At 63.6% G+C, this 25,464-nt stretch carries 22 protein-coding genes; 11 read left to right on the top strand and 11 right to left on the bottom strand.

The genetic code is table 11. The features are described 5' to 3' along the window. Nucleotides 1-5: 5 nt before the first annotated feature. A complete protein-coding gene (locus D3227_RS19160) occupies nt 6-1,088 on the top strand; it encodes a LacI family DNA-binding transcriptional regulator (protein WP_120015878.1) in 1,083 nt (360 codons plus the stop codon). Between the two features lie 15 nt (nt 1,089-1,103). Here the strand turns inward: D3227_RS19160 and D3227_RS19155 are convergent, their stop codons facing one another. Beyond that, entirely contained in the window at nt 1,104-2,297 is a 1,194-nt protein-coding gene (locus tag D3227_RS19155) for an OpgC family protein (RefSeq protein ID WP_120015877.1), read from the bottom strand. Between the two features lie 218 nt (nt 2,298-2,515). On the opposite strand from D3227_RS19155, the gene D3227_RS19150 reads away from it, so the two are divergent. Beyond that, nucleotides 2,516-3,187, top strand: a complete 672-nt coding sequence (locus tag D3227_RS19150) for an alpha/beta hydrolase (RefSeq protein WP_120015876.1) — start codon at nt 2,516-2,518, stop codon at nt 3,185-3,187. Between the two features lie 11 nt (nt 3,188-3,198). Here D3227_RS19150 and sthA read toward each other — a convergent pair whose 3' ends face one another. Beyond that, nucleotides 3,199-4,587, bottom strand: coding sequence for a Si-specific NAD(P)(+) transhydrogenase (gene sthA, locus D3227_RS19145; RefSeq protein ID WP_120015875.1), 1,389 nt, complete (start codon nt 4,585-4,587; stop codon nt 3,199-3,201). A 218-nt stretch (nt 4,588-4,805) separates the two neighbouring features. Here sthA and D3227_RS19140 point away from each other — a divergent pair, with 218 nt between their 5' ends. From D3227_RS19140 to D3227_RS19130, 3 genes are all read left to right on the top strand, one after another. After that, complete coding sequence (locus D3227_RS19140; protein ID WP_120015874.1) at nt 4,806-5,276, top strand: RDD family protein; 471 nt, start codon at nt 4,806-4,808, stop codon at nt 5,274-5,276. Nucleotides 5,277-5,415: 139 nt separating this feature from the next. After that, nucleotides 5,416-6,180 carry an arginyltransferase gene (locus tag D3227_RS19135; protein ID WP_120015873.1) on the top strand — a complete coding sequence of 255 codons (765 nt, stop codon included), beginning with the start codon at nt 5,416-5,418 and terminating at the stop codon, nt 6,178-6,180. Nucleotides 6,181-6,306: 126 nt separating this feature from the next. Then, a complete protein-coding gene (locus D3227_RS19130) occupies nt 6,307-7,203 on the top strand; it encodes a DMT family transporter (protein WP_120015872.1) in 897 nt (298 codons plus the stop codon). Here the strand turns inward: D3227_RS19130 and D3227_RS19125 are convergent. Both D3227_RS19125 and parC read right to left on the bottom strand, forming a co-directional pair. After that, nucleotides 7,191-8,411, bottom strand: coding sequence for an AI-2E family transporter (locus tag D3227_RS19125; RefSeq protein WP_120015871.1), 1,221 nt, complete (start codon nt 8,409-8,411; stop codon nt 7,191-7,193). The genes D3227_RS19130 and D3227_RS19125 overlap by 13 nt on opposite strands. Nucleotides 8,412-8,641: 230 nt before the next feature. Then, nucleotides 8,642-10,894 (bottom strand): DNA topoisomerase IV subunit A, encoded by a 2,253-nt coding sequence (gene parC, locus D3227_RS19120; protein WP_120015870.1) that lies wholly within the window; start codon nt 10,892-10,894, stop codon nt 8,642-8,644. A gap of 436 nt (nt 10,895-11,330) precedes the next feature. Between parC and D3227_RS19115 the strand changes: the two genes are divergently transcribed. Continuing rightward, entirely contained in the window at nt 11,331-12,518 is a 1,188-nt protein-coding gene (locus tag D3227_RS19115; protein WP_120015869.1) for a hypothetical protein, read from the top strand. Nucleotides 12,519-12,681: 163 nt separating this feature from the next. On the opposite strand, the gene aspS is transcribed toward D3227_RS19115, so the two are convergent. Continuing rightward, complete coding sequence (gene aspS / locus D3227_RS19110) at nt 12,682-14,472, bottom strand: aspartate--tRNA ligase (RefSeq protein WP_167480759.1); 1,791 nt, start codon at nt 14,470-14,472, stop codon at nt 12,682-12,684. Nucleotides 14,473-14,598: 126 nt separating this feature from the next. Further along, nucleotides 14,599-15,357, bottom strand: a complete 759-nt coding sequence (locus tag D3227_RS19105; RefSeq protein WP_120015867.1) for a DeoR/GlpR family DNA-binding transcription regulator — start codon at nt 15,355-15,357, stop codon at nt 14,599-14,601. Nucleotides 15,358-15,450: 93 nt separating this feature from the next. Between D3227_RS19105 and D3227_RS19100 the strand changes: the two genes are divergently transcribed. Beyond that, nucleotides 15,451-16,680, top strand: a complete 1,230-nt coding sequence (locus D3227_RS19100) for an MFS transporter (RefSeq protein ID WP_120015931.1) — start codon at nt 15,451-15,453, stop codon at nt 16,678-16,680. A gap of 31 nt (nt 16,681-16,711) precedes the next feature. Here D3227_RS19100 and D3227_RS19095 read toward each other — a convergent pair whose 3' ends face one another. Next, nucleotides 16,712-17,569 carry a GNAT family N-acetyltransferase gene (locus D3227_RS19095; RefSeq protein ID WP_147377634.1) on the bottom strand — a complete coding sequence of 286 codons (858 nt, stop codon included), beginning with the start codon at nt 17,567-17,569 and terminating at the stop codon, nt 16,712-16,714. Between the two features lie 121 nt (nt 17,570-17,690). Between D3227_RS19095 and D3227_RS19090 the strand changes: the two genes are divergently transcribed. Both D3227_RS19090 and rnd read left to right on the top strand, forming a co-directional pair. Further along, nucleotides 17,691-18,935 (top strand): MFS transporter, encoded by a 1,245-nt coding sequence (locus D3227_RS19090; protein ID WP_120015865.1) that lies wholly within the window; start codon nt 17,691-17,693, stop codon nt 18,933-18,935. Between the two features lie 73 nt (nt 18,936-19,008). Then, entirely contained in the window at nt 19,009-20,160 is a 1,152-nt protein-coding gene (gene rnd, locus D3227_RS19085) for a ribonuclease D (protein ID WP_120015864.1), read from the top strand. A 62-nt stretch (nt 20,161-20,222) separates the two neighbouring features. Here rnd and D3227_RS19080 read toward each other — a convergent pair whose 3' ends face one another. The 3 genes from D3227_RS19080 to guaB all read right to left on the bottom strand — a co-directional run bounded on the left by D3227_RS19080 (nt 20,223) and on the right by guaB (nt 22,769). Next, nucleotides 20,223-20,642, bottom strand: a complete 420-nt coding sequence (locus tag D3227_RS19080) for an MAPEG family protein (RefSeq protein WP_120015863.1) — start codon at nt 20,640-20,642, stop codon at nt 20,223-20,225. Next, nucleotides 20,639-21,187 carry a hypothetical protein gene (locus tag D3227_RS19075; RefSeq protein ID WP_167480758.1) on the bottom strand — a complete coding sequence of 183 codons (549 nt, stop codon included), beginning with the start codon at nt 21,185-21,187 and terminating at the stop codon, nt 20,639-20,641. The genes D3227_RS19080 and D3227_RS19075 overlap by 4 nt, the downstream gene beginning before the upstream one ends. Before the next feature lie 79 nt (nt 21,188-21,266). Then, complete coding sequence (gene guaB, locus D3227_RS19070) at nt 21,267-22,769, bottom strand: IMP dehydrogenase (RefSeq protein ID WP_120015861.1); 1,503 nt, start codon at nt 22,767-22,769, stop codon at nt 21,267-21,269. Between guaB and D3227_RS41165 the strand changes: the two genes are divergently transcribed. Both D3227_RS41165 and D3227_RS19065 read left to right on the top strand, forming a co-directional pair. Next, complete coding sequence (locus tag D3227_RS41165) at nt 22,756-22,941, top strand: hypothetical protein (RefSeq protein WP_147377633.1); 186 nt, start codon at nt 22,756-22,758, stop codon at nt 22,939-22,941. The two genes, guaB and D3227_RS41165, sit on opposite strands and share 14 nt — an antisense overlap. A 116-nt stretch (nt 22,942-23,057) precedes the next feature. Further along, entirely contained in the window at nt 23,058-24,479 is a 1,422-nt protein-coding gene (locus tag D3227_RS19065; RefSeq protein ID WP_120015930.1) for a DHA2 family efflux MFS transporter permease subunit, read from the top strand. A 198-nt stretch (nt 24,480-24,677) separates the two neighbouring features. Here D3227_RS19065 and D3227_RS19060 read toward each other — a convergent pair whose 3' ends face one another. Further along, nucleotides 24,678-25,415: an RlmE family RNA methyltransferase gene (locus tag D3227_RS19060; protein ID WP_120015860.1), complete on the bottom strand. Its 738-nt coding sequence runs from the start codon at nt 25,413-25,415 to the stop codon at nt 24,678-24,680. Between the last annotated feature and the right edge of the window lie 49 nt (nt 25,416-25,464).

Here is a 25,464-nt window from a genome sequence, read left to right as displayed (position 1 = left end):
CAAAAATGGCATCACTCATCACAGGCAACACAAGACCGGTCCGGCTGGCCGACATAGCCAAGGCCGCGGGCGTATCGCATGGCACCGCCTCCAATGTCTTCAGCCGACCCGAGATCGTGCGCGAGGAAGTGCGCGAGCGGGTCAAGGCGGCGGCGGAAGCGATGGGCTATGCCGGTCCCGACCCCAAAGGCCGCCTGCTGCGCGCCGGCAAGGTCAATGCGATCGGCGTCGCCTCGACCGAGCCCCTTTCCTACTTCTTCGACGATCCGTTTGCGCGCGTCATGATGGCAGGCATCTCCGAGGCCTGCGATGCCACCGGTGCTGGAATTGCTCTTGTGTCGGCTGGCAACAAGGAGAAGCTTGCCTGGAATATCCAAAGCGCGCTGGTCGATGGTTTCATCCTGTTTTGCATCGACGGCGGCCCGCGCCTGGTCGAGCTGACGCGCGAGCGCAAGCTGCCCTTCGTCGCGCTCGAGCTCGGCTTCGAGGACGACACGGTTTCGGCCATCGGCGTCGACAATGTCGCCGGCGCCCGCCTTGCCGCGCGCCATCTCTGCGAGCTTGGCCATCGCCGCTTCGCCGTGCTGTCGCTGCAGTTCGCCGATGACAGAACCGGTCTTGTTTCGCCCGAGCAAATCGAGGCCGCGGTCTATACCGGAACACGCGACCGCCTCACCGGCTATTTCGAGGAGCTCTCCCGCTTCGGCGTCGACACCGCCAAGGTGCCGGTCTACGAGACCGAAAACGAAGAAGTCAGCACCAGGGCTGGCCTCGAAACGATTTTCGCCGGCGCCGAGCCGCCCACCGCCATTCTGGCGATGTCGGACCGAATCGCCATGGTCGCGATCGAATGGCTGGCCGAGCGCGGCATGAAGGTTCCCGGCGATGTCTCCATCATCGGCTTCGACGGCGTGCCGGATGGCGCGCTGTGCGATCCGCCGCTGACCACCATCGCCCAGCCCATCATCGAGATCGGCCGTCGTGCCGCGCGCATGATCCTCGATTTCGACGGTGCGGTGCGGCGCGAGACGCTCGATGTCGAGATGGTCGTCAGGGCATCGTCCGGACCTCCGCCCCCCGGCAACTGAAACTGTCCCCTGCTGTCAACGATTGACCATTGTTGCCGGCTGCACGCCGAAGGATGCCCTGGCGGGCGCATCGCTGCGAGCCGACTTCTTGCCTGACGAGCCGATGCCCGAAAGCCATTCGAGATAGAAGGCGAGTGCGAACTGCATGGCGATGCCGGCCGCGATCAGCAGGGTGTCATAGGCAAGGCCACCAGGATTAATCAGCTTCATCACCTGCGCCACCATCGCGATCACCGTACCGGCAATGAAGACCGGCAGCGACCGTTTGCCCAGTATGGCCAGCGGATGGTCGGGCGCGGTGCGGAACAGATTCGAGACGGCCGGAATGGCCACGATCAGGTAGCTGACCGCAAGGATGTGCAGCAGCCGCGGCAGCGACAGGAACGTCTTGTCGAAACCGCTCAGCACCACCGGCAGGTCCAGCCACGACACGTGCCCCCAAAGCGGGCTGTGCACCCAGATGAGCGCCCCGGCGACATAGGTTGCGGCAACACCGATCAGCCAGCGATTGACCGGAATTGTGCCGCCGCGCCTGACATGCAGCATGGCCGCCAGGCCGATGTTGAACAGGAACTGCCAGGACAGCGGATTGAGGAACCAGAAACCGGGCTCGGGATAGTTGGGCGGCGCGATCTGGTAAATGCCGGCAAGCAGCCAAAGCACTCCAGACACGGCGAGCGCAGCCAAGGGCCTGTAGCTGACGAAGAGCAGGAACAGCGGTGCCAGCAACAGCAGCACCGCATAGACCGGCAGGATATTGTTGTAGCCGAGCTGATGGCCGAGCGTGACGATGCCGACGAGTACTTCCGGCGTGTTCTTCATGAGCGGCTCGATGTTGATCAGCTTCAGCAGTTCCGGGCGTTTGGCAAACACCGCCGCCGCGCAGAACATGGCCATCACCACCATCGTCGTGACGATGTGGGCGGTATAGAGGACACCTGCCCGGCGCCACATCTTGAGCGTCGCGAGCAGCCGGCCTCCCGGCTGGAATTTGCCGCCATAGGCAAGCGCGACCGACATGCCGGAAATCAGCACGAAGGCTTCCGCCGCGTCCGAAAAGCCGAGATTCTTGTAGGTCAGGGTTTCAAAGACGGTGCCTGGCACATGGTCGATGAAAATGGTGAGCAGCGCGAGAGCGCGAAACACATCGATGCGCGTGTCGCGCTCCGGGATACGCACACTGCGATCCGGCAAAATCTGGGTGGTCATCGACAAAAGGCCTCAAAGGGAGAGCAGAGGATGCTCTCGTTGTTCACACCAGCAATGCGACCGCCCGGCGCATCGCTTCGATTCCTCCCGCAGGAGCATATCCGCGAAGAAACGGACTGAAATGCGCCCGGTTCAATCAACTTTCGCGGAGCAAGAAAATATTCCGTTTTGAAGCCGGCAAACCAACAGAACGGCCATGGAATCAATAGGATATAAGCATGTCCGAATATACCGACGAGAGCAGCATCCTGCACCGCGATCTGGCCTTCCCCTACCGCCTCTTCAGGCCAGCAGACGCAAGCGGCGAATGCCTGTTCCTGCTGCACGGTTCCGGCGTTGACGAGACGACATTGGTGCCGCTGGCGAGGCAGATCGCGCCCAAAGCCACCCTTGTCGCGGCGCGTGGCGGCATCGCCCAGGAAGACGGCTTCCGCTGGTTCGAACGGATCACGCCGACCAGCTTCGAGCAGAGGAGCATTCGCACCGAAACGGCCGCCTTTGCCACGTTCGTCGCGGAGTTGGCGAAGCGCCATGGGCTCGATCTCGCGCGGGTGACTTTCCTCGGCTATTCGAACGGCGGCAATCTGGTTTCGAGCTTGATGCTGCTGCATCCCGGGCTTGTCGAGCGCGCGGCACTGCTCAGGCCTATGCCGGTCCTGGACGAGGTGCCTGCGACCGACCTGACCGGCACGAGCGCGTTGATCATCGCTGGCGCGGCCGACCTCACCTACGCGCCCTTCGCGCCGGAGCTGGTCACCCTGCTCAGCCGGCACGGCGCCGAGGTCGATGCCCGGATTGTCCCATCCGGCCATGAATTCGGCGATCTGGACGCCGCAATTGTCAGGCAATGGCTGGGCGGCAAGACAATCGCGGTCTCGCCGGCAAGCTAGCGGTACGGGATCTACCCCTGCCCCATCCTGTTCCAGGCATCCAGCCCGGCGATCTTGTAGGCTTCGGCCAGCGTCGGATAGTTGAAGGTGTTATTGACGAAGAAGTCGACGGTGCCGCCGAGATTGATCACTGCCTGGCCGATATGGATCAACTCGGTTGCGCCCTCACCGACGATGTGGGCGCCGAGCAGCCGGCGCGTTTCGACCGAGAACAGAAGTTTCAGGAAGCCGGTGTTAACGCCCATGATGTGGCCGCGCGAGGTCTCGCGAAAACGCGCCACGCCGACCTCGTAGGCGGCACCGCTCTCGCGCACCTGCTCCTCCGACTGGCCGACGGTGGAGATTTCCGGCACGGCGTAGATGCCGTAGGGAAAGGTTTCGGGCGGCGGCGGCAACGCCACGCCGAAGGCATGGCAGGCAGCCACCCTGCCCTGCTCCATCGAGGTCGAGGCCAGGCTCGGGAAGCCGATGACGTCGCCGGTGGCATAGATGTTCGGAGCACTGGTCTGGAAGGTTTCCGGATCGACCTTGATGCGGCCCCGGGAGTCGGCCTCGATGCCGACCACATCCAGCCCGAGGCTGCCGAGATTGCCGCTGCGGCCAGCGGCATAGAGCACGATCTCCGAGCGGATGGTGCGGCCATCGGCGAGCGTCACCTCCGCGTAATCTGGCTTGGAGGCGATTTCCTTGACCGTGCTGCCCAGCCGGATGGTCATGCCGCGGTCGCGCATCTGATGGATGAAATCATCGACGATTTCGCGGTCGACGAAATCGAGGATGGTGTTGCGCGGCTCGACCAGCGTCACCGGCACGTCGAGTGCCGAAAAGATCGTCGCGTATTCGACACCGATGACGCCGGCGCCGATCACCGTCAGCGTGCGTGGCAATCGGCCGAGTTCCAGCATTTCGTCACTGTCGAAGATACGGGTCTGGTCGAACGGCACGTCGCGCGGCCGGTGCGGCCTCGTGCCGACCGCGATCAGCGCATTGGCGAAGCCGACCTCGCTGTAGTCGCCATTGTCGCTCGTCAGGCTGACCTTGTTGGGGCCGAGGAATTTCGCCGTGGCGCGCACGCTCTTGACGGCGTTGCGCATGAACTGGTGCTGCAGCACCTCGACCTCGTGGTCGAGCGTCTTGTGCAGGCGCTCGACCAGATCGCCGATGGAAATGTCCTGCTTGACCCGGTAGCCGCGGCCGTAGAAGCCGCGCTCGCGCCAGCCGGACAGGTTGAGCACCGTCTCGCGCAGCGTCTTCGACGGGATGGTGCCGGTGTGCACGGACACCCCGCCGAGGCGCCGGCCCCTGTCGACCACCAGCACGGATTTGCCGAGCTTGGCCGACTGCACGGCGGCACGGCGCCCGGAAGGGCCGCTGCCGATGACCAGCATGTCGTAGTCCATATTGCCCCGTCCCCTCGCCCTTGTGCCCCGGGCGCTCTTTGTTGCGCCGCAACAAGCTAACGCCATCCGCGCCGCGAATTCAACCGATTCGGAGGGTGTCGGCGAAGCCTGCATCGGATGCCGGGTGAAAGGCCCAATCTTGATTCCGCCGCAGGTCTTCACCATTTCATCAGCAGTGTGCCCGCACCCTATTGCGGACCAGCTAACGAGGATATGACATGAACGCGCGCGTTCTCGACGGCGAAATCATCACCAGCAGGCTCGATGATGTCAGGGCCTATGACGGCGTGCGCACGCGGCGCATCCTGGCCTTCATCATCGACTATTGCATCGTCGCGCTGCTCACCATCCCGTTCGCGATCCTGGTGTTCCTGCTCGGGGTGCTGACGCTCGGTCTCGGCTGGATGCTGTTTTCCGTGCTCGTGCCGGCGGTCGCAATCCTCTACATCTGGAACACGCTGGGCGGCCGCGACCAAGCCACGACCGGCATGAAGATGATGGGCATCCGGCTCGACCGCCTCGACGGCACCCGCATCGACGGGCTGACCGCCGTCGTGCATTCGGTGCTGTTCTGGGCCGCCAACGTCATTCTGACCCCGCTGGTTCTGCTGGTGACGCTGTTTTCCGACCGCAAGCGCACGCTGCACGACCTGCTGCTCGGAACCGTGGTCAGCCGCAACGACCGTTGAAACAGGTTTTCGAGGGGCTGCGCGGGCGCTTATGCGCAAATATGAAGGCTTTCGATCGGCCGACGCCTCACAATCCTGTTGAATTTTTCGCCGACCGGGCCAAAGGTAAGGCGATTCGCAGGAGTGTTTCCTAGACTCTATGACGCAGCACCCGACCCAGTCGCCGCAGTTCTTCCTGACCGCGCCGTCGCCGTGCCCGTATCTCGAGGGCCAGTTCGAGCGCAAGGTGTTCACGCATCTGGTCGGCGACAAGGCGCCGGAGATGAACGACCTGCTGACGCAAGGCGGTTTCCGGCGCTCGCAGAACATTGCCTACAGGCCGGCCTGCGAAACCTGCCGCGCCTGTGTTTCGGTGCGCATCCTGGCGCAGGAATTTACCGCCAGCCGCAACATGAAGCGGGTTATCCAGCACAATGCCGATCTCATCGGCGCCATGCACGACGCGCAGCCCTCCACCGAGCAGTATTCGCTGTTTCGCGCCTATCTCGACGCTCGGCACCGCCGCGGCGGCATGTCCGACATGACGGTGCTGGACTACGCCATGATGGTCGAGGACACGCATGTCGACACGAAGATCATCGAATACCGGCGGCGCGGCCCCGACACCTTCATCACCGGCAAGGGCCAGGGCGAGCTGATCGCGGTGGCGCTCACCGACAAGATGGCCGACGGCCTGTCGATGGTCTATTCCTACTTCAATCCTGATTTCGAGGACCGCTCGCTGGGCACCTTCATGATCCTCGACCACATCGCTCGGGCCAGGGCGATGGGGCTGCCCCATGTCTATCTCGGTTACTGGGTCAACGGCTCGCGCAAGATGAATTATAAGATGCGCTTCATGCCGCAGGAGCATCTCGGTCCGAAGGGCTGGGAACGCTACGACCACGAAGCGGTTTCGCGCTGACCCTTTCTTCCGCCGTTCATCCCTAAACTGCTTCAAGGAGGAGGACGCTGGTCTTCCGGCCGCGTGGCTGGAAGACAGGTGACGGGCCGATATTGCGGCCTGCCTCCCATTCATCGCGAGACCGGCATGTCATCCCACCACGATCATCAGAAGGGCCTCCTCATCACCGCCATCGGCGGACTGACACTTACCGTCGACATCCCGCTGATCCGGCTCGCCGACGGCAGCCCATGGACCATCATGATGCTGCGCAACGCCACGACCTTGGCCGCCGCTCTGGTAGTCTGGGCCGTCTGGCGTGCGCTGAGCAGGAACGCGCCACAGCTCATCCCGGGCTGGTCAGGGTTGGCAGTCGCCATATGCTACGGCCTGACCGGCATCACCTTCATCACCGCCGTCTTCCACACCTCGACCGCCAATCTGGTCTTCATCCTCGCCTTCAGCACCGTGTTCGCGGCGCTCTTGTCCTGGTTGTTCCTGCGGGAGCGGCCGCGACTGGTGACGCTCGTGACGATGCTGGTCATGATCCTTGGCGTGCTGATCATCGTCGGCGGTTCGGTCGGCACCGGGCACCTGTTCGGCGATTTCATGGCGCTCTGCTCGGCCTTCTTCGTCGCTCTCGCCATCACCATCTCGAGCGCCAGCGGCAAGGACATGGGCTTCACTTCGCTTGTCGGCGTCGTCCTACCCCTGGCGGTTTCCGCTTTCATGGTCTCGGGCGAAGGCTTTCACGTCAACGCGCCATGGTGGATCATCTTCAACGGCGCCGTGGTCATGCCGATCTCGTTCTTCTGCCTTGCCAACGGACCGAAATACATTTCGGGACCGGAGGTGGCGATGTTCTATCTGCTGGAAACCGTGCTGGCGCCGGTCTGGGTGTGGATGATCTTTGCGGAAACACCGTCGCGCAACAGCCTGATCGGCGGCATCATCCTGATCGCCGCGCTGGTCGCCCACTCACTGTGGCAGCTGCATGAAGGACGCAAGCGCCGCGCCGCGCTCGCCGTCAGTCACCCGGCTTGACTCTTTTTCGGCACGCCGTGCTCGGCGGCGATCTCGATCTGCGGCGGATGATCGTCCAGTTCCTCTGGCGCGGCAGGAGCGGCCTCGTCCATCAGCTCGACCTCGCGCAGCCATTCGCGCCAGATCGCGACCAGCAGCGCCATCAGCACCGGACCGATGAACAGGCCGAGGAAGCCCATCGTCTTGACGCCGCCGATCAGGCCGAAAAAGGTCGGCAGGAAGGGTAGCTTGATCGGCCCGCCGACCAGCTTCGGGCGCAGCGTCTTGTCGACGATGAAGAGTTCGACCGCGCCCCAGATGAACAGCGCGAACCCCGCCACCGGCGAGCCGCTGGCGGCGAGATAGATCGAGACAAGCGTGAAGGACAGCGGTGCGCCGCCGGGGATCAGTGCCATAACGCCGGTCAAGGCGCCGAGCGTCACCGGCGACGGCACGCCGGCCAGCCAGTAGGCGATGCCCAGCACCAGTCCCTCGCCGATGGCGATGATGGTCATGCCGGTCACGGTCGAGGAGATCGTCGCCGGCACAACCCGCGAAATCCGCTCCCATCTCATCGGCAGGATGCGCTCGCCGAGGCGGTCGACCTGGCCGGCGAAATGCTCGCCATCGCGATAGGCGAAGAACAGCGCGATCATCATGAACAGCAGCGTCAGCAACAGGCCGAAGGCACTGCCGCCGGCCGCCAGCACGCCACGATAGATGCTACCGATGTTGGCGCCGCTGACCAGTTGGATCAGTTCGCCGATGCCGCCGGGATGGCCAAAATTGGTCGTCCATTGCTCGTTCAGCCACTCGCCGACGATTGGCATTGTGGCGATCCAATGCGGTGTCACCGCACCGTGCCGGTTGGTCTCGATCGCCCAGGCGACCCATTCGCGGACCTCGTTGATGGCGTAGGTGCCGGCGAGCGCGATCGGCACCACCAGGAAGGTCAGGATAAACAGGATCGCGAAAGTCGCGGCGATGGTACGGTTGTCGCCGACGGCGGCAAGCAGCCGCCGGTAGAGCGGCCAACTGGCGAAGGCGATGACCAGTGCTGCCAGCACCGGAAACAGGAAACCGTGGAAGAAGTAGACGCCGGCGGCGACAATCAGCACCAAAAGCCAGCGCGCCGCCGACAGCGGCGGAATGACGGCGGATCTCACCGGCGCCGACAGTCCGAACAGGCGCTGCTGCCGCTCCGGTTTCTGGATCTCAGACCGCTTCAAACCCTGTGCCTCTCCCCGTCCGACAATAATCATGCACCATGATAGTGCAGCAATCGTGACGATAGTCCAAATGATTAGGGAACTCCCCCTCGAGGGGGAGATGGCCGGCAGGCCAGAGGGGGTCGCCGCGCGTCGAGCGCCAGCCTCGTCTGTCCGCGCTAAGGAGGTCGCGTCAGGACGTACCGACCCCCCTGTGTCGCCTTCGGCGACATCTCCCCCTCGAGGGGGGATTACCCGAACTTGCCAGTCCTCGGGAATCCCTTCGGCACCATGCGGCCGGCGGAGGCGCGCGAGCCGATCCACTCCACCAGTTCCTCGCGCGACTTGATGAAGGTGCGGTCGGCCGAATCCTGCCAGGACAGGCCGCTTTCGAGTGTGAAGGTTTTCAGGTCTAGAACGCCGCCGTCCTTGTATTTCTGCAGGCGAACGCCCTTGCCGCGGCCCATTTCCGGGATCTCGGCCAGCGGGAAGACCAGCATCTTGCGGTTCTCGCCGACGATGGCGAGATGGTCGCCGGTGACCGGCAGGCAGCGCTTGGCTTCGTCCGGCGCCTTGACGTTCATCACCTGCTTGCCCTTGCGGGTGTTGGCGACGACCTCCTCCTCCGGCACGACAAAGCCGTTGGCGTCGTAGGACACCAGAAGCAGCTTGCGCTTGGGATCGTGGATGAAGGCTGTGACGATGTCCTGGTCGTTGTCCATGTCGACAATGATGCGGATCGGTTCGCCATGGCCGCGCCCGCCAGGCAGCCGGTCGGCACCGATCGTGTAGAACTTGCCGCCGGTGGTGAAGACCAGGATCTTGTCCGTGGTCTGGGCATGGAAGGCGAGCTTGAGGCTGTCGCCCTCCTTGAAGGTGAGCGTCGAGTGGTCGCTCAGATGACCTTTCATCGCCCGCAGCCAGCCCTTTTCCGAGACGACCACGGTGACCGGCTCGCGCTCGATCATGGCATGCGCGATGTCGGTCAGGTCATGCTCGGGCGCATCGGCGAACTGGGTCCGGCGCTTGCCGAGTTCGGTCTCCGGTCCGAACTTGTCGCGAATGCTGGTGACTTCCCACTTGATCATCGCCCATTGCTTGGCGTTCGACGCCAGCAGTGCTTCGATCTGCTTCTTCTCGGCGGTGAGGCCGTCGAATTCCTTGCGGATCTCGATCTCCTCCAGCTTGCGCAAGGCGCGCAGGCGCATGTTGAGGATGGCTTCGGCCTGGGTGTCGGTGAACGACCAGCGGGCCATCATCACCTGCTTGGGCTCATCCTCCTCGCGGATGATCCTGATCACCTCGTCGATGTTGAGATAGGCGATCAAATAGCCGGCGAGGATTTCCAGCCGCCTTTCGATCTCGCCCAGCCGATGCTTCGAGCGGCGGATGAGCACGTCGCGGCGATGCTCCAGCCACTCCTTGAGCACGCCCTTCAGCGACAGCACGTTCGGCACCTTGCCGCGCGACAGAACGTTCATGTTGAGCGGGAAGCGGCTTTCGAGCTCGGTCAGCTTGAACAGGGATTCCATCAATATGCCCGGATCGACCGAACGGCTCTTCGGCACCAGCACGACGCGGATGTCCTCGGCACTCTCGTCGCGAATATCCTCCAGCAGCGGCAATTTGCGCGCCATCAGAAGCTCGGCGATCTTCTCGATCAGCCGGGCCTTCTGGACGCCATAGGGGATTTCGGTGACGACGATGCTCCAGGTGCCCCTGCCCTGGTCCTCCTGGCTCCATTTCGCCCGAACGCGAAAACCGCCGCGGCCGGTCTCGTAGGCTTCGAGGATCGAGGCGCGACTGTCGACGATGATGCCGCCGGTCGGGAAATCCGGCCCCTGGACGAAATCCATCAGCGCCGTCACCGGCGCGTCCGGATGCTCGATCAGATGCAGTGCGGCGTCGCAAAGCTCGGCGGCGTTGTGCGGTGGGATCGAGGTCGCCATGCCGACCGCAATGCCGGACGAGCCGTTGGCCAGCAGGTTCGGGAAGGCGCCGGGCAGCACGACCGGCTCTTCGTCCTCCTCGTTGTAGGTTGGCCGGTAGTCGACTGCGTCCTCGGTGATGCCGGCGAGCAGCTCGGTCGCCACATCGGTCATGCGCGCTTCGGTGTAACGCATGGCGGCGGCGTTATCGCCGTCGATATTGCCGAAATTGCCCTGCCCGTCGACCAGCGGATAGCGCATCGAGAAATCCTGCGCCAACCTGACCAGTGCGTCATAGATCGACTGGTCGCCATGCGGGTGGAACTTGCCCATCACCTCGCCGACGATACGGGCGCATTTGGCGAACCCCTGGTCGGGATTGAGCCTGAGCAGCCGCATGGCATGCATGATGCGGCGGTGCACGGGTTTCAGCCCGTCGCGCACGTCCGGCAACGCCCGATGCATGATGGTCGACAGCGCATAAGCGAGATAGCGCTCTTCCAGCGCCTTCTTCAGATCGACCGGTTCGACGTGGTCACCGCCGCCATCTTGAGGCGGCAAAAGCCTTTTTCCCATGGGGCTGCACTAGCCGAGCGGGTGATTCGCGGCAAGACGCGGGTGTGGGAATCCGCACTTCGTAAGGCCTTGGGGCGGCAATTAGGGGCGAAGCCCGGGCGGCGGCGGCACGTCAAATCCTCCACAGGGGTGTGATGGACTTCACGGAATTGCCGGCGCGGCCACGTCTATGTGCAACAGCATCGGAAGCGGTGCCGGCACCGGCCAACATCAATCTGTTACAAGCCCTGTCTAAGGCATGACGCGATGACGCATGGAAATCCGATCTTCATGACAAATTCACCGCACCACGCAAAGACCGAGGATCGGGGTTTGCCTTTCGCCGTGATTTTCGACCATTCTGTCCGACAACGCCTTTATCCCGTCCAGTTCGTCTCAGAATGGTGATGGCGTAACCGATGAAGACAATTTTTCAGGACATCTCAGGGGACTTGCAATGACAATCCAACACTCATTCCGCAAACTCGCATTTTCGACCTTTTTGCTGACGCTGCCGCTGAATGCCGCTTTCGCGCAGGACACTGCCGTCGCTGACCGGCTCAAGGCGACGCTTGCCGCTCAGGGCGTCGACATTTCCTGGACCGGGGTAACCGGCGACGCCACCAGCATGGTCCTGCAGGGCGTGTCGGTGAAACCGGCGGCCGAGAAAGAGGCGCTGCCGATCGGTGACGTCAAGCTCGAGGGTGTGACCGAGGCCAATGGCGGGTATGACATCGCAACCGTGTCGACCTCGGCGTTCCAGCGTACCCAGGACGGCATCACGCTCGATCTCAGCCCCTTCGTCATCCATGACATGACGGTTCCGGCCGATGGCGCAACCGGGCCGACGGGCTCGATGCTGATGTACGAAACGGCCGAACTCGCCAACATGACGGTCAAGGTCGCCGACAAGACCGCCTTCTCGATGGACGGCCTCGCCATCGAGATCACGCCGCCCGCCGACGGCAAGGCGATGGAATTCACCGGCACGACGGAAAAGTTCAATGCCGACCTGACCCTCGTCGAGGATCCGAAGTCGAAGGAGGTCATCGACGCACTCGGCTACCAGAACATCACCGGCAATATCGACGTGGCCGGCATCTGGCAGCCTTCGGACGGCAAGATGGAACTGTCGAAGTACGACATCGCGGTCGACAATGCCGGCAAGTTCGGCATGACCTTCGATCTCGGCGGCTACACACTCGATTTCGTCAAGTCGGTGCAGGAGATGCAGAAGAAGATGGCGGCGCAGCCCGAAGGCGCCGACAATTCGGCGCAAGGCATGGCCATGCTCGGCCTGATGCAGCAGCTCTCCTTCAACGGCGCCTCGATCCGCTTCGATGACGATTCGCTGACCGGCAAGGTGCTGGAGTATGTTGGCAAGCAGCAAGGCATGTCGGCCAAGGACATTGCCAACCAGGCCAAGGCGATCGTGCCGTTCGGCATGGCGCAGCTCAACAATCCGGAGCTGACGGCCGAAGTGACGGCCGCGGTCAGCAAGTATCTGGACGATCCGAAGAGCCTCGAGATTTCGGCCGAGCCGCCTGCCTCGGTGCCGTTCGCGCTGATCATGGCGGGCGCGATGTCCAACCCGCTTGACCTGCCCAAGACGCTGGGCGTCAAGGTCAAGGCGAACGAAGACTGATCGAGACCGTCTCACGAGATGAAAAAGCCCGGCAGCGATGAACTGACCCCCGAAAGTTGGACACAACCTTCGGGGGTCAGTTCACGATCCGGGCTTTTTTGTTGGATTGTCGAATCGAAAGAATCGGTTCCGGCCGTTTTTAAGGTGCCGGTCGAAAAAGGAATCAGGCGTCCTTCTTGGTGGGCGCAACGCGCAGTGCCAATTCGCGGAGCTGCTGCGGAGTGGCTTCCGAGGGCGCGTTCATCAGCAGGTCGTAGGCCTGCTGGTTCATCGGGAACATGGTGACTTCGCGCAGGTTCTTGGCCCCGACCAAAAGCATGACGACGCGGTCGATGCCGGCCGCCATGCCGCCATGCGGCGGCGCGCCGTACTGGAAGGCGCGGTAGAGGCCGCCGAAGCGCTCCTCGACCGTTGCACGGTCGAGCCCTACCGTCTCGAAGGCCTTGACCATGGTTTCCGGCAGATGGTTGCGAATGCCGCCCGAGGCGATCTCGAAGCCGTTGCAGACCATGTCGTACTGGTACGCCTTGATGCCGAGCAGATCCTCGCCGTTGAGCGCGTCGATGCCACCCTGCGGCATCGAAAACGGGTTGTGGGCGAAGTCGATCTTCTTCTCCTCCTCGTTCCATTCGAAGAACGGGAAGTCCACGATCCAGCACAGCTCGAAGCGCTCGCGGTCGACGAGGTTCAATTCCTCGCCGGCGCGCGTGCGTGCAGCACCCGCGAAGGACACGAACTTCTTCGGATCGCCGGCAACGAAGAAGGCGGCGTCGCCATCGGCAAGGCCAAGTTGGAGGCGGACCGCCTCGGTGCGCTCCTCGCCGATGTTCTTGGCCAGAGGTCCGGCACCTTCGAGCTTCTCGCCCTCCTTGCGCCAGAAGATGTAGCCCAGCCCCGGCTGGCCCTCGCCTTGTGCCCATGAGTTCATGCGGTCGCAGAAAGCGCGTGAGCCGCCCGTCTTGGCTGGAATGGCCCAGATCTCGGCCTTCGGATCGTTGGCGAGGATGTTGGCGAACACCTTGAAGCCGGACTCGCGAAAATGGTCGGAGACCGCCTGCATCTCGATCGGATTGCGCAAATCCGGCTTGTCGGTGCCATATTTGCGCATGGAGACATCATAGGGAATGCGCTGGAATTTCTGCGTCACCGGCTTGCCGTTGGTGAAGGTCTCGAAGACTGCGCGGAGGACGGGCTCCATCGTGCTGAGCACATCGTCCTGTTCGACGAAGCTCATCTCCAGGTCCAGCTGGTAGAATTCGCCCGGCAGACGGTCGGCGCGCGGGTCCTCGTCGCGGAAGCAGGGCGCGATCTGGAAATAGCGGTCGAAGCCCGACACCATGATGAGCTGCTTGTATTGCTGCGGCGCCTGCGGCAGCGCGTAGAAGGTGCCGGGATGGATGCGCGATGGCACCAGGAAATCGCGCGCGCCCTCGGGCGACGACGCAGTCAGGATCGGCGTCGAGAATTCGGTGAAACCGACCTCGCCCATGCGCTTGCGCATTTCGGCGATGATCTTCGTGCGGGCCACGATGTTCCTGTGCAGCGTCTCGCGGCGCAGGTCGAGGAAGCGGTATTTGAGGCGGATGTCCTCGGGATAGTCAGGCTCGCCGAACACCGGCAGCGGCAGTTCCTTCGCCGCCGACAGCACCTCGATCTCGCGGGCGAAAATCTCGATCTCGCCAGTCGGCAGATTGGCATTGGTTGTCTCGGGCAGCCGCGCCTTGACCTCGCCGTCGACGCGGATCACCCACTCGCCGCGCACGGTCTCGGCGATCTTGAAGGCAGGCGAATCCGGATCGGCGACGATCTGGGTCACGCCGTAATGGTCGCGCAGGTCGATGAACAGCAGGCCGCCATGGTCGCGCACGCGATGCACCCAGCCCGACAGGCGAACGGGCGTGCCGACGTCGCTCTTTCTCAATTGGGCACAGGTGTGGCTGCGGTAACGATGCATTGTCATGGGTGAAGTCCGGAACTGGTTGCAGGCCGACGGGCCGGCTCGGAAAATTTGCGCGAAAAGCGCATGAGAGGCCGGCTTTGTCAAGGCAAGCGGGCGGTTCCGGTGCGCGGCGCCGACTGTTCAGGCGAAGCGGATTTCAGCGCCCTGACGCTCGAAATCGGCGAGGGTAACGGCCGGCGCGGTTTTTTCGACCACCAGATGGCGGATCGCTTCGGGCCCAGCGACGCGATAAGGCGCCGCGGTGGCCAGCTTGTCGTTGGTGACGGCGATGACGATGCCGGCGCTGTTCCTGGCCATGGCCCGCTTCACCTCGGCCTCCGCCGAATCGAACGCCGTCACGCCGCGCGAGGCATCGAGACCGCAGGAGCCCAGGAAAAACAGGTCGGCGCCGAGCTGCGCGACGGCAGCCAGCGTATCGGCGCCGACGCAGGTTCCTAGGTTGCGGTCGAACCTGCCGCCCAGCACGATCAGTTCGACCAAGGCGTGTTCGGAGAGAGCCGAAGCGACACTGAGCGAATTGGTGGCTATGGTCAGTTCGAGGTCGCGCGGAATGGCCCTGGCGATCGCGGCGTTGGTGGTGCCGCCGTCGATGAACAGGCTCTGACCGCTGGAGAGCAGGGTTACCGCCGCGCGCGCCAGCCGCATCTTCTCCTCGATCGCATGACTACCGCGCAGGCTGACCGGCGCGGCGGCGAAAAGTGCTGCCGCGACCGCGCCGCCATAGACGCGGCGGCATTGCCCGGCCTTTGCCATTTCCCTCAGGTCGCGCCGGACCGTATCTTCCGAAACGCCGAAGCGGCTCGCCAACTCCCCGGCCAGTACCCTCCCCTCCGCCGCAAGCCGGTCGCGGATGAGTTGGTGCCGTTCATCGGTGAGCATCGCATGATCCTGTTTCTTCCTGCACGTTCTTGCATGTTTTGCATGTTTGTGCAAGAAGCGGGGTGTACCGAGCCGTTCGCTGAAAGCACCGCGATGACCTTTGGCCTCAGCCTTGCCCCTCAACACCGGGTCTATGCCGGGTTTGCGATCTATTCGTTCGCCATGGGCAACATCTTCCCGCGACTGCCGGACATCAAGCATGCCATGGGCATAGAGGACGGCACGCTCGGGCTCAGCCTGATCGGAACACCGATCGGCACCTTGACCGCGCTGACGCTGGCGACGCCGATACTGGAGCGCGTCGGCTTCCGTCGCGCGCTGCTCGGGCTGGTGCCCTTGGTGGCGGCAGCCTATGCGATCGCGGTGCATGCGCCGGGGCCTGTAGCGCTGTTCCTGATGCTTTTTCCGGTGGGCCTGATGATCGGCAGCATCGAGATCATGCTCAATGTCGAGGCCGACAGAACGGAATTCCTGCTGAAACGACGGATCATGAACCGGGCGCATTCGTTCTGGAGCATGGGCTTCTTCGGCGCCGGCCTGTTCGGCGCGGCGCTCGGCCATCTCGGCATATCGCCGCAACTCCATCTGGCTCTTGTCGTGCCGATGGTGGCGATATCGATGGCGCTGTTTCTCGGCGGCTACGAACCGGCGCCGAGCCGCTTCGCCGGCAATGGCGACAAGGCACCCAGGCTGGCAAGGCCGACATTGCCGATCCTCGCCCTCGTCGCGGTGACGCTGTCGGCGATGCTGCTGGAAGGCGCCAGCATCGACTGGTCGGCGATCTATATGCGCACCGTGTTCGAATCTGGTCCCTTCGTCGCTGGATTCACCCTGGCGCTGTTCGCATTCTCGCAAGCGACCACGCGCTTCTTCGCCGACAGCTTTGTCGACCGCCACTCGCCAAGCGGTGTGGCGCGCGCGCTGCTGGCGAGCATGGCGGCGGGCGTGCTGCTCGTCTTCCTGTCACCTGCCCCGTTCCTGTCCATGCTGGGCTTCGCGCTGCTGGGCATCGGCAGCAGCGCCCTCTTCCCACTGGCGATCTCCGCCGCCGCCCAGCGGACGGATCGCCCCGCGGCAATCAATGTCGCGGCGCTGTCGCAGATCTCCTTCGTCGCCTTCCTGCTCGGCCCACCGCTGCTTGGCTTCGTCTCGGACCATTGGGGAATCCGCTCGGCCTTTGCCATCGGTATCCCGTTCATCGTCCTCAGCCTGCTGACCGCAGGGTCGCTTGGGCGAAGGGCGCCTTCGGAGAAGCCTGCTGCTCCGGCGGGCGAAACGTCCGACCCCGCCCAGAAAATACTGGCGCTGGCCGGCGAGGCATAAACTGGTCTCCCGTCATTAAGCCCCCAGGCGGTCAATGGGTGAAGCGCGCACTTTCACCAGGCATGGCAGCCCCACACACGACGGCCGGATCTGGACGAAGTCCGCATGATTCCACCATTCGCCGGGACGGCATGTTCGATGCCGATACGAGCTCATAGATGTGCGTTGCATGCAGATTGCGAAACACATTGAGGATCATGCGAGCGTTAATGTAGGCGCCGAGCCCTCGGCCCCTATGCGATTGCGCGACCGCAACCAGTCCGCCCCATGCATATCGGTGATAGGCACTGTAGGGATTGTGAGGCAAGTAGCCATGCGCGGTTGCCGCGACAGCTCCTGTCTCGTCGCCCACCACCACCGTCGTCGCCGGCCCCAAGGTTCCGGCCAGCAGTGATCCCGAAAATGGCACCACGCCCGACACCGCCATGAGCGCCTGGATGTGGGCCGTATACTCACCATCCGGCTCGGTCGGCTTTTCTCTGTCGACAAATCCGTCGGGCAATCCTCGGCCTACGATCGCTTCCGATGCCACCAGGGCACTTGCCTGGTCGGCCACGAACACGTCCCAAGTGTCGAAACGGTAGCCCCTCTTGGCCAATCGCGACCTGAGTTCGTCCACCTTGCCTGGAGGTATCATACGAAAACCGAAGATGCCGTCGCGATTGAGGATCTTGTCGATCAGTTCCCACCCGAACTGATCGGGATCATCGCACCCCGTTGTGCGCCCAGTCTGGCACGCGCCGGGGGTCGTCCTGATGAAGTCGATACTCGCCTCAGCCTCAGCTTGCAGGCGCTGCTGAAGCTTCGTGCCGAAATAGCCTGACATGGAAAATCCCACCCTGTGTGACGAGCCCCGTGGAGTGTAGCAAGCACCGCGGAATACGGCCAAGCTGCTTTCCGTTGGAACCAGCCGGGCTGCCTTGTTGGCTCAACGCTGCCGGGAATTGCCGCTGGCATTGGCGGTAGCGATGGTTCAAGAAGGGTCAACGAAAAGTGATCGCCTTTCCTTCATGTCTTCCATCCGCCCGCTGATCCCGCTCCTCATCGCCGCCGGCATCCTGCTTGGCGGCAATGGGCTGCAGGGCACGCTGATCGCGCTGCGCGGCGCCCAGGAAGGCTTTTCCGCCACAACCATCGGCCTGCTGGGCACATTCTATTTCGCCGGCTTCCTGCTTGGCTGCCTGGCGGTCACCCGCATCCTCAAGGCGGTCGGCCATGTCAGGACCTTCGCCGCGCTGGCGGCGACCGCATCGGCCGGCACGCTGCTGCTGGTTCTGGTCATCGGCCCGGTGATGTGGTGCGCGGTGCGCTTTGCCGGCGGCTTCTGCTTCGCCGGCCTGTTCACGGTCATGGAAGCCTGGCTCAATTCCGGCGTCACCAACAAGGACCGCGCGCGGGTGCTTGCCATCTACCGCATGGTCGATATCGGCTCGGTGACGTCAGCGCAGTTCCTGATCCCGGTCTTCGGCGCCGGCGGCTTCACCATCTTCGCCATCATGTCGATGATGATCACGCTGTCGCTGGTGCCGGTATCGCTCGGCGACCGCTCCAACCCGACGCCGCCGGAAGACGTCAAGCTGGACCTCGCGCGCGTCTGGCGGATTTCGCCGCTCGGCTGCTTTGGCTGCATCTGCGTCGGCGTCACCAACAGCGCCTTCCGCACGCTGTCGCCGGTCTATGCCGAACAGCTCGGCATGTCGGTGGCCGACGTCGTCACCTTCGTCAGCGTCGGCATCTTCGGCGGCGCCCTCATCCAGTATCCGCTGGGTTACCTCTCCGATCGCCGGGACCGGCGCACGGTGCTCCTGGCGACGACTTGCTGCGCCATGCTTGCGGCGCTGGCGCTGGCGTTCATTCCCGGCAACGACCCGTTCCTCAACTTCGTCATCGTGTTCATCTTCGGCAGCTTTGCCATGCCGCTCTATTCGCTGTCGGCGGCGCATTCCAACGATCGCGCCGACAAGGGCGAGTTCGTGCTGATCAATGCGGCGCTGATGCTGTTCTATTCCTTCGGCGCCATCGGCGGCCCGTTCGCGGCCTCGACAGCGATGCAATATTTCGGACCGGGCGCCCTGTTTGTTTTCAGCGCTCTTGTGTACGCCATTCTCATCATGGTGATCCTCTACCGGATGCACGTCCGCTCCGGCGTGCCGGCGGGCCACCGCAGCCGGTTTACCGCGCTGTTGCGCACATCGACGGTGTTCGCGCGGCTGGCGCGGCGGAACGGTGATTCCGATGGATCGACGGACACATGACCGTGCGGCGGCTTGACGAAAGCCCGCGCGGCTGAAATTGAAAGAGACCTAATATGATGCCAAAAGCGATTTGATGCACGTCATCACCACCCAAAGTGAACTCGAGACCGTTGTCGCCGCGTTCGAAAAGTCGGATTTCGTCACCGTCGACACCGAATTCATCCGCGAAACGACCTTCTGGCCGATTCTCTGCCTGATCCAGATGGCGGCGCCGGGCGTGACGGCGCTGATCGATCCGCTGTCGCCCGACATCGACCTGAAACCGTTCTTCCGGCTGATGGCCAACGAAGCGGTGGTCAAGGTCTTCCACGCGGCGCGGCAGGACATCGAAATCATCGTTCACCTCGGCGATCTCGTGCCGCATCCGGTGTTCGACACCCAGGTGGCGGCGATGGTCTGCGGCTTCGGCGACAGCGTCTCCTACGACCAGCTGGTGCAGCGCATCACCGGCGCCCGGCTCGACAAGTCCTCGCGCTTCACCGACTGGCGGCATCGTCCCTTGTCCGACAAGCAGCTCGACTACGCGCTGGCCGACGTCACCCACCTGATCGAGGTCTACCAGCACCTCAGCGCCGAACTGGTGCGGGAAAACCGCGCCCATTGGCTGAACGAGGAAATGGAGGTGCTGACCTCGCGCGAGACCTACGATCCGCACCCGGAGGACGCCTGGAAGCGGCTGAAGATGCGGCTGCGCAAGCCGCAGGAACTGGCGATCGTGCAGGCAGTGGCCGCATGGCGCGAGCGCGAGGCGCGCGAGCGCGACGTGCCGCGCGGACGGGTGCTGAAGGACGACGCGATCTACGAGGTCGCGCAGCAGGCGCCACGCGATGCGGCGGGACTTGGCCGCCTGCGCACGACGCCGAAAGGCTGGGAGCGCTCGGCGACGGCAACCGCCTTGCTCGGCGCGGTCAACACCGCGCTCGCCCTACCGAAGGAAGAAATGCCGAAGCTGCCGAAGAGTTTCCAGCCGCCGGAAGGCTCGAACGCCGCGTCGGAATTGCTCAAAGTGCTTTTGCGCATCGTCGCCGAAAAGGAAGGCGTGGCGTCGAAGGTGCTTGCCTCCAGCGACGACATCGACCGCATTGCCGCCGAGGGCGAGGCCGCCGACGTTCCGGCCCTGCAGGGCTGGCGGCGGGCCGTGTTCGGCGAGGCGGCGTTGAAGCTGGTGCGCGGCGAGATCGGCATCAAGTTCGACAAGCGCAAGATCGCGCTGTTCGATTTGTAGGCGCTGTACCCCCACCCCGCTCCGCTTTGCGGAGCGACCCTCCGGGGGAGGGCAAAGGCGGCTCAGACCACCCCGAGCAGGTGGAACGCGAACCAGATCCAGGCCAGCAGCAGGACAACCGCGCCGAAGAAGAAGGCGCGGCTGCGCAACATCACCCGGTTGCTGGTCAGATGCACCCAGGCATGGACATAGCGCGACAGGATGAAGATCCACACCAGCGCCAGCGTCAGGTAGTTGACGCCGTTGGTGACGAAAAGCGCCAGGCAGAGCGCATGGAACAGCACCGGCAGTTCGAACTGGTTGATCAAATTGTTGGCGACGGTGACGCTGGAGGCCGGCTCGGTCGAACGCACCTTGTACTGACCGACCTTCGCCTCGCCGGACTTGACGGCAAAATACCGGCGCCGGGCCATCACGAGATAGACGATATAGACAAGCAGCACATGCGCCAGAACGGGCCAGAAGATCGCAGTCTGATTCACGATTGCTCCCCGCCCTCAGCGGATCGCCGCTGGCCGGCCAGGTAAAAGACCGCAATGACGGCGAAGGGTACTGCCAGCAGCGCGAATTTGGTGACGGTCAGCGCAGAGGCGAAGGCGAGCGAATCGGGATTGGCCGACTGGAAATCGGACAGGAGCCGCGCCACGGCGAAGTTCTGGGCGTAATCGGCGAGCGTGTAGGGCAGCACGAGCACGATCGCGAACAGCGCCTGAAGCGTCGCCGGCATCGCCCGGAAATTCCTCAGCTGCCGCCCGGTTGCAAGAATCAGGCTGACCAGGGTCAGCGACAGCAACGCCGGGAACAGCAGATCGAAGGTCAGGTAGTGCCAGACCAGGATGATCTCGCCGCCGCGCCGGCCAAGCGCCGTCAGCCAGGCCATGCCCTCGTCCGGAGTGAAGCCGGCAAGGCGCATGTCGAGCGACGGCAGCCCGCCGCTCAGGCTGCGGAAATAGAGGAATTCCAGCGCCGTCATGGCGACGAAGACGGCCGCCGTCGCGACACAAAGCGCGGCAGCGTGGCGCGACAGCCTGAGCACAGTCGCCGTCAGATTACGCCAAAATAGGTAGCGATCCCGTTGATCGGGCTGATCGGCCCGATCGGCCTGATCAAAGTCCGCCCGGATAGTTCGGGCTTTCGCGGGTGATCGTGACGTCATGGGCGTGGCTTTCACGAAGTCCGGCGTTGGATATGCGCACAAAAGTGGCGCGGTCGCGAAAATCGGCAAGGTCGCGGCCGCCGACATAACCCATAGCGGCTTTCAGGCCGCCCGCAAGCTGGTGCAGTACGCCAGACACAGGTCCTTTGTAGGGAACCTGCCCTTCGATGCCCTCCGGAACCAGTTTCAGCGTGTCGCGGACCTCGGCCTGGAAGTAGCGATCGGCGGAGCCGCGGGCCATGGCGCCGACCGAGCCCATGCCACGATAGGCCTTGAAGGAGCGGCCCTGGTGCAGATAAACCTCGCCCGGGCTTTCGTCGGTTCCGGCGAGCAGCGAGCCGATCATGGCCGCGCTGGCGCCGGCGGCGAGCGCCTTGGCGAGATCGCCCGAATATTTGATGCCGCCGTCGGCGATCACCGAGACGCCCGATTTGTGCGCCGTCTCGACCGCCGACATGATGGCCGAAAGCTGTGGCACGCCGACACCGGCGACGATGCGGGTGGTGCAGATCGAGCCCGGGCCAATGCCGACCTTGACGGCGTCGGCGCCGGCATCGATCAGCGCCTGCGTGCCTTCGGCGGTGGCGACATTGCCGGCCAGGATACGCACCGAATTGGAGAGCTTCTTGGCCCGCGTCACGGCATCGAGAACGCGCTGCGAGTGGCCGTGCGCGGTGTCTATGACGAGGAGGTCGACGCCGGCATCGATCAGCCGCTCGGCGCGCTCGAAGCCGTCATCGCCGACGCTGGTGGCGGCGGCGGCGCGCAGGCGGCCCTGCGCATCCTTGGTGGCGTGCGGGTTGAGCTGCGACTTCTCGATGTCCTTGACGGTGATCAGGCCGACGCAATTGCCTTGTCTGTCGACGACGACCAGCTTTTCTATGCGGTGCTGGTGGAGCAGCCGCTTGGCCTCGTCCTGGTCGACATTCTCCTTGACCGTGATCAGGTTCTCACGGGTCATCAGTTCGTAGACTTTTTGCGCAGGGTCGGAAGCGAAGCGCACGTCGCGATTGGTCAGGATGCCGATCAGGCGGCCGACCTTGTGGCCGCCGGTGCCGCCGTTCTCGACCACCGGAATGCCCGAGATCGAGTAGGTGCGCATCAGCCCCAGCGCGTCGGCGAGCGTGGCGTCGGGGCCGATGGTGACCGGGTTAACAACCATGCCGGATTCGAACTTCTTCACCTGCCGCACCTGCTCGGCCTGCTCGACCGGCGAGAAATTGCGGTGGATGACGCCGATGCCGCCGGCCTGCGCCATGGCGATGGCAAGCCTCGCCTCAGTGACGGTGTCCATGGCGGCAGAGAGAATCGGCACGTTGAGATCGATGTCGCCGGCGATGCGGGTGCGGATGTCGGTCTCGCCGGGCATGACCTCCGAATGACCGGGCTGCAACAGCACGTCGTCAAAGGTCAGCGCCAGCGCGCCGGTGGACGTTTCGATGATTTTTGCCATGGCCAGTCCTCGGAATACAAAAAAGCGCTGGACCGCAATGGACAGCGCCGACTCGTTTCTTCCCTTTCAGGATTGGCGCTGGCTGGTAACACGTCACGGCGCCGATGAAAAGCCGATGATTGCGCGCTGCCGCAAAGTCTTGGGCTTTGTCCGTGAAGACGCCAATGGTTGAGGTCGCACAAAAGTGACAGCAAATTAATGCGACATCCGCACCAAGGCATGGTAACCGCCCCACGTGTCGGCTTGCCCCCGGTCGACGACACAGAGAATCAAGTCCGGACGCGTTTTGTGAACCGCACCATTCCGCTCATCCTGGCGGTCGCTCTTTTCATGGAAAACATGGATTCGACCGTCATCGCGACGTCATTGCCGGCGATCGCCATCGACATCCACACCAGCCCGATCGCTCTCAAGCTGGCGCTGACGGCCTATCTGGTGTCGCTGGCGATCTTCATTCCGATCAGCGGCTGGATGGCGGACCGCTTCGGCGCCAAGAATGTCTTTCGCGCGGCGATCGCGGTGTTCATCGTCGGTTCGGTCGCTTGCGCGGTTTCCAATTCGCTGCCGGCCTTCGTCGTGTCGCGCTTCCTGCAAGGCATAGGCGGCGCCATGATGACGCCGGTCGGGCGGCTGGTGTTGGTACGCGCGACGCCAAAGAGCGAGCTTGTCGCCGCCATGTCCTGGCTGACCGTTCCGGCGCTGGTCGGGCCGCTGGTCGGCCCACCGATCGGCGGCTTCATCACCACCTATTTCACTTGGCACTGGATCTTCCTGATCAACGTGCCGATCGGGCTCATCGGCATCTGGCTCGCCACCCGCTTCCTGCCGGAAACCGACGAGACCGAGACGCCGCCGCTCGATTTCATCGGCTTCGTCCTGAGCGGTCTGGCCGCATCGGGCGTGGTCTTCGGCCTGTCAGTGGTCAGCCTGCCGGCCCTGCCGCCGCTTGCCGGCTTGATCACCGTGGCCGTCGGGCTGATCTCGGGCGCCCTCTATCTCCTGCACGCGCGCCGCGCCCAAAACCCACTGCTGGCGCTCGAGCTGTTCCGCAACCAGGTGTTCCGCTCCTCCGTGCTCGGCGGCTCGCTGTTTCGCATCGGCATAGGCGCGGTGCCATTCCTGCTGCCGCTGATGTTCCAGATCGGCTTTGGGCTGACGCCATTCCAGTCGGGCATGATCACCTTCGTGTCGGCGATCGGCGCCATCGGCATGAAGTTCGTCACCGCGCTGATCTTCCGGGTGGCGGGGTTCCGCCGCGTGCTGATCGTCGGCTCGCTGGTGGCGGCGGCATCGATCGCCGTCTACGGGTTGTTTACGCCCGACACGCCCTATGTGCTGATGCTGGCCATGCTTTTGGTCGGCGGCTTCATCCGCTCGATGTTCTTCACCGGCGTCAATGCACTGGCCTATGCCGAAGTCGCGGCCGCCGACACCAGCAAGGCGACGCCGATCACCGCGGTGTTCCAGCAGCTGTCGATCGCGCTTGGCGTGGCTGTGGCGGGCGGCGTCCTGGAAGTGTCGACATCGATCCACGGCGGACCGCTGACGCTGGGCGATTTCCACATCGCCTTGTTCATCGTAGCGGCAATTTCCGCGGCAGCATCGCTTTCGTTCATGCGGCTGGCGCCGGATGCCGGCAACGCCGTGTCCGGCCATGGCCGATTGACAACGCCCAAGGAACTGGAACCGGTCAGCACGCCGGGAAGCTGATCCACGGCTTCGTCATCCCAGGGCGGAGCGAACGCGAAGCGGAGCGCAGACCCTGGGATCCATGCCGTGATATCAGAGAGCTGCTACGGTGCAGAATGAGTTGCACCGGGATGACCTATCGCCAGGGGATCTCCTTCTGCACCGTCAGTGCCCTTCGGCGCCGGTAACGGCATGGATCCCAGGGTCTCCGCGACGTCGCTACGCTCCTGCTTCGCCCTGGGATGACGAAGGTGGGAGTTCTCGCCCTTTGAAGTCTTTCGCCAACAGATAAAGCTCCACGGATTCGTCGCGCGACGCCGGCGGCTTGACGTGGTGCACCGAGCGGAAATTCCGCTTGAGCATGGCGAGCAATTCGTTTTCGGCGCCGCCCTGAAAAGTCTTGGCGAGGAAATGGCCTCCGGGCTTCAGCACGGAAAGCGCGAAGTCCGCCGCCACCTCGCACAAATGCATGGTGCGGATGTAGTCGGTTCGCTTGTGGCCTGTGGTCGGCGCCGCCATGTCGGAGAGCACGACATCGGGATCGCCGCCGAGCGCCTCGGCGAGCTTTTGCGGCGCCTCAGGATCTAGGAAATCCATCAAAAGCACCGGCGCGCCGGGTACCGCATCCATTTCCAGATAGTCGATGCCGATGACATGCGGTTTGTCGGCCGTTGATTTGGTGCGCGCCGCGGCGACCTGGCACCAGCCGCCGGGGGCGGCACCGAGGTCGATCACCTTCATGCCGGGCTTCAGCAGATGGTGCTTGTCGTCGATCTCGATCAGCTTGTAGGCCGCGCGCGAGCGGTACCCATCGGCCTTGGAGCGCTGCACATAAGGGTCGTTGATATGCCGCTGCAGCCAGCGACGCGACGATTCCTTCAGACCGCTTTTCTTCTTGATCCGCGTCTTCAAAACACGGATGCCGGCCGAGCCCGGCTTTTCCGGTTTCTTGGTCATGACTTGATTTCTTGTTTGGGCATGATCTTTTCCGAAAACCGGTCGCCAC

This window comes from Mesorhizobium waimense (genome assembly GCF_003601975.1).
GTDB classification, from domain to species: Bacteria; Pseudomonadota; Alphaproteobacteria; order Rhizobiales; family Rhizobiaceae; genus Mesorhizobium; species Mesorhizobium waimense.
The sequence above is the reverse complement of the archived record's forward strand: the minus strand, read 5'-3'. Positions and strand labels throughout refer to the sequence as shown.

Excerpts from the sequence above, each read along its gene's own strand:
- D3227_RS19130 (WP_120015872.1), top strand. The coding sequence starts at position 6,307 with ATGTCATCCCACCACGATCATCAGAAGGGCCTCCTCATCACCGCCATC.
- parC (WP_120015870.1), bottom strand. The coding sequence starts at position 10,894 with ATGGGAAAAAGGCTTTTGCCGCCTCAAGATGGCGGCGGTGACCACGTC.
- D3227_RS19150 (WP_120015876.1), top strand. The coding sequence starts at position 2,516 with ATGTCCGAATATACCGACGAGAGCAGCATCCTGCACCGCGATCTGGCC.
- D3227_RS19060 (WP_120015860.1), bottom strand. The coding sequence starts at position 25,415 with ATGACCAAGAAACCGGAAAAGCCGGGCTCGGCCGGCATCCGTGTTTTG.
- D3227_RS19160 (WP_120015878.1), top strand. The coding sequence starts at position 6 with ATGGCATCACTCATCACAGGCAACACAAGACCGGTCCGGCTGGCCGAC.
- D3227_RS41165 (WP_147377633.1), top strand. The coding sequence starts at position 22,756 with ATGATTTTTGCCATGGCCAGTCCTCGGAATACAAAAAAGCGCTGGACC.
- D3227_RS19090 (WP_120015865.1), top strand. The coding sequence starts at position 17,691 with ATGTCTTCCATCCGCCCGCTGATCCCGCTCCTCATCGCCGCCGGCATC.
- D3227_RS19155 (WP_120015877.1), bottom strand. The coding sequence starts at position 2,297 with ATGACCACCCAGATTTTGCCGGATCGCAGTGTGCGTATCCCGGAGCGC.
- D3227_RS19115 (WP_120015869.1), top strand. The coding sequence starts at position 11,331 with ATGACAATCCAACACTCATTCCGCAAACTCGCATTTTCGACCTTTTTG.
- rnd (WP_120015864.1), top strand. The coding sequence starts at position 19,009 with ATGCACGTCATCACCACCCAAAGTGAACTCGAGACCGTTGTCGCCGCG.
- D3227_RS19135 (WP_120015873.1), top strand. The coding sequence starts at position 5,416 with ATGACGCAGCACCCGACCCAGTCGCCGCAGTTCTTCCTGACCGCGCCG.
- aspS (WP_167480759.1), bottom strand. The coding sequence starts at position 14,472 with ATGCATCGTTACCGCAGCCACACCTGTGCCCAATTGAGAAAGAGCGAC.
- guaB (WP_120015861.1), bottom strand. The coding sequence starts at position 22,769 with ATGGCAAAAATCATCGAAACGTCCACCGGCGCGCTGGCGCTGACCTTT.
- D3227_RS19105 (WP_120015867.1), bottom strand. The coding sequence starts at position 15,357 with ATGCTCACCGATGAACGGCACCAACTCATCCGCGACCGGCTTGCGGCG.
- D3227_RS19140 (WP_120015874.1), top strand. The coding sequence starts at position 4,806 with ATGAACGCGCGCGTTCTCGACGGCGAAATCATCACCAGCAGGCTCGAT.
- sthA (WP_120015875.1), bottom strand. The coding sequence starts at position 4,587 with ATGGACTACGACATGCTGGTCATCGGCAGCGGCCCTTCCGGGCGCCGT.
- D3227_RS19100 (WP_120015931.1), top strand. The coding sequence starts at position 15,451 with ATGACCTTTGGCCTCAGCCTTGCCCCTCAACACCGGGTCTATGCCGGG.